This is a genomic window from Thermomicrobiales bacterium, assembly GCA_041390825.1.
Lineage (GTDB): Bacteria > Chloroflexota > Chloroflexia > Thermomicrobiales > UBA6265 > JAMLHN01.
In genome coordinates, this window is sequence record JAWKPF010000082.1 from 1 (window position 1) to 2,665 (window position 2,665).

Genomic DNA, 2,665 nt, shown 5'->3' on the forward strand with positions numbered 1-2,665 from the left:
GGCCATCTCCTCCGGTTCGCGCATGCTGACGACGCGGGAGATTTGGACGGTCGATTTCGAGCCACCGAGCAGCGCCCAAACCGGGAGCCCGGCCGCGCGTCCGGCAAGATCGTGCAAGGCAATATCGATGGCGCAGCGGGCGGTCGGCTTACCGGGCAGCAGCCGTTCCAGCTCGCTCATGGCGAGATCGCGGCGACGGCTGTCGAAGCCGAGCATGCCGGGCGCGCCAGTTTCCAGCAGGTCTTCCAGCAACGTGGCCGGAGTTTCGCCGGTGACGGTTTCGTCCGGAGTGCCTTCGCCCCAGCCAGTGTTTCCCGCCCGGTCGGTGATGCGCACGAGCACCGATTCCACACCCGCCGCCGCGCCGTACGAAATGATGAACGGTTCGATCAGCGGCAACTCGATGGGAATGACCTCGATGGAAACGATCTCGCGCGAGTTCATCATTCGTTCTCCGTTTCTTCGATCGTTTCCTCGAACATTGCCGCCGGTTCCAGCAGCAGGCGGGACTGGCTTCCCGTTCGGGCCGCGCCAGAGACGAAATAGCCCGCAGCGAAGGCCAACTCGATCTTCTCGCGGGTTTCCATGCGATAGCGCATGGCGGTGTCGAATTCGGCTTTGACCAGGGTGTCGATATCGCCCGGGATGGTGACGACCAACTGCGGCGCCCCCAGCGATCTGGCCGAAACCTCCTCCAACCCGTCGAGCGCCTGGTCGGGGATTGGCACGTACGAACCGGTCAACCGCTCCAGCGTGCGTTCGGTGCGCAAGGGCCAACGCAGAAGCAGGCGGTCGGTCGGCATGCCGCCGTAGAGCCCCGCCGCGAAGTTCGCGCCGTATTTGTCGCGGGTGTACGACACCCCCAACGCGCCCAACCGCTCGAAGTTGAGACGGGCATTGGCGGCGCGCAACGGATCGACCGTCCAGCGAATCGATCCCAGCCCGCGTTCTCGCCCAATCAGCGCCTGCAACCGTTTCATTTCGAAACCAATGCCGAGCGAGCGCGCGTCTTCCACGACGACCAGGAAGTCGGAATAGAGAAACGGCTCCGGATGCAGATAACCACCGTATCCGAACGCGACCGCAATCTCGCGCTCGCCCTCGTAACACCCAATGACGAAACCACCGGTATCGGGAGAAACCACCAGAAACGACGCCATCACCACGTCGGAACCTTCGATCTTCATGACGTCGCGTTGCATGCGTTCGGCGATCTCGAGTTCGTCCAGGGCGCGCAACTCGCGGAAGGTGAATACCCGGCCGCGAATGCTCTTCTGCCAGGTCCGTTCATCGATGCGCGCGAAACCAACGGATTCGTAGTCGACCAGCTCGTTCATCCATTCTCCGCGGGCGCTGGCACCGGCGAGGCCGGAATCACGATCTCCGCCGGTTGGTCGTAGGTATAGACGGTCAGGGTGGTCGAACTGCCGGTTGTGGTCTGAATCGAGCAGACCAATCCCGATTCCTGCAGCGCGATCAGAATCTCGATGCGCTGTCCGCTCTGGCTCGTGTCGACGATGCGGTACTGCTCGCAGGCACGCCCCCCGACATCCACGCTGCCCAATTCCTCCACGGGGCGTGCCCGATCGGTGTCGCTCAGACCAGAATAGGGCGGCTCGACCGGCAGCAGGAGCGACTGATAGAAGCCGGATTGCGGATTGTTCGGGCCGAGCACATTGCCGTTGATGGTGATCCAGACGTTCGGGTCGCGATTCGGCTGCGAGACACCGGGAATGGCCGGACCACGGCCATAGATGTTGCCACCGGCCGCGACGATTTCCGACTGCATCTCGCCGTCGACGGTCACGACCTGGTGGCGCTGATCGGGCAAGATCGCCTCTTCCACGATCTGCATGGTCGGATCGCCAGCAGCGGGACTGGCGACCGTGTAGGTCGAGGTCTCCGCCCGGTAGCGGTCGATAGCCTCCCAGCCGACGGCGATACGGTCGGCGAGCTGCCCGGCGGTGAGCCCGGCCGGCGTGGCCTCCCGCGGAACGGTTGGAACAGCGGTGGGCGAACGCTCGATCTCCTTGCCGCACGCGGACAGCGCGAGCGCGATCATGATCGATGCAATGAGAAGGTGGAAGCGGCGTACGTTCATACCGCAAACATACCGCACCCGCCTGAGCATCCGGTGCGGTATGATCCGCCCCGAGATGAACGATGGCCCGCTGCTCTTCAATGAACTGAACCGCACCCAGTTGGCGGCGCTCGCGCCATCGAGTTTGGTGGTGCTACCGGTTGGCGCCACGGAGCAGCACGGTCCGCATCTGGTGACCGGCACCGACACCTTCGCGGTGGAAGCGATCAGCCGGGCAGCAGCGGTTCAGGCAGGAGATAGCGGCTCGATCGTGGTCGCGCCCACCCTCCCCTTCGGGTCCTCAGACCATCATCTCGCCTTTGGCGGCACGCTGTCGTTGAGCACACAGACCTACTACGCGGTGATCCGCGATCTGGTCTCCTCGCTCATCACCGACGGGTTCCGCAAGATCCTGATCGTCAATGGGCATGGAGGAAATCACGAGCTGGTGCAGCTGGTCGCGCGCGACTTAGCCCTCATCCATCCGGCGCAGATCGGCGCGCTTTCCTATTGGCAACCATCGCAAGGGAAGCTCGACGGCGCCTGGGCAGGCAAGGCAGGACATCCGCCGCCTGGTCACGCGGG

General features: G+C 64.0%; 4 protein-coding genes. 1 reads left to right on the forward strand and 3 read right to left on the reverse strand.

Annotated features, from left to right (window positions below; genetic code table 11):
- The 3 genes from R2855_19995 to R2855_20005 form a co-directional block, all read right to left on the reverse strand.
- Positions 1 to 447 (reverse strand): hypothetical protein (locus R2855_19995; GenBank protein ID MEZ4533288.1); only part of this gene is annotated, 447 nt, incomplete at its 3' end.
- Complete coding sequence (locus R2855_20000; protein MEZ4533289.1) at positions 444 to 1,337, reverse strand: hypothetical protein; 894 nt, start codon at positions 1,335 to 1,337, stop codon at positions 444 to 446. The genes R2855_19995 and R2855_20000, both read right to left, overlap by 4 nt.
- Positions 1,334 to 2,101: a hypothetical protein gene (locus R2855_20005; protein MEZ4533290.1), complete on the reverse strand. Its 768-nt coding sequence runs from the start codon at positions 2,099 to 2,101 to the stop codon at positions 1,334 to 1,336. The genes R2855_20000 and R2855_20005 overlap by 4 nt, the downstream gene beginning before the upstream one ends.
- Before the next feature lie 40 nt (positions 2,102 to 2,141).
- Between R2855_20005 and R2855_20010 the strand changes: the two genes are divergently transcribed.
- Positions 2,142 to 2,665 (forward strand): creatininase family protein (locus tag R2855_20010; protein ID MEZ4533291.1); only part of this gene is annotated, 524 nt, incomplete at its 3' end.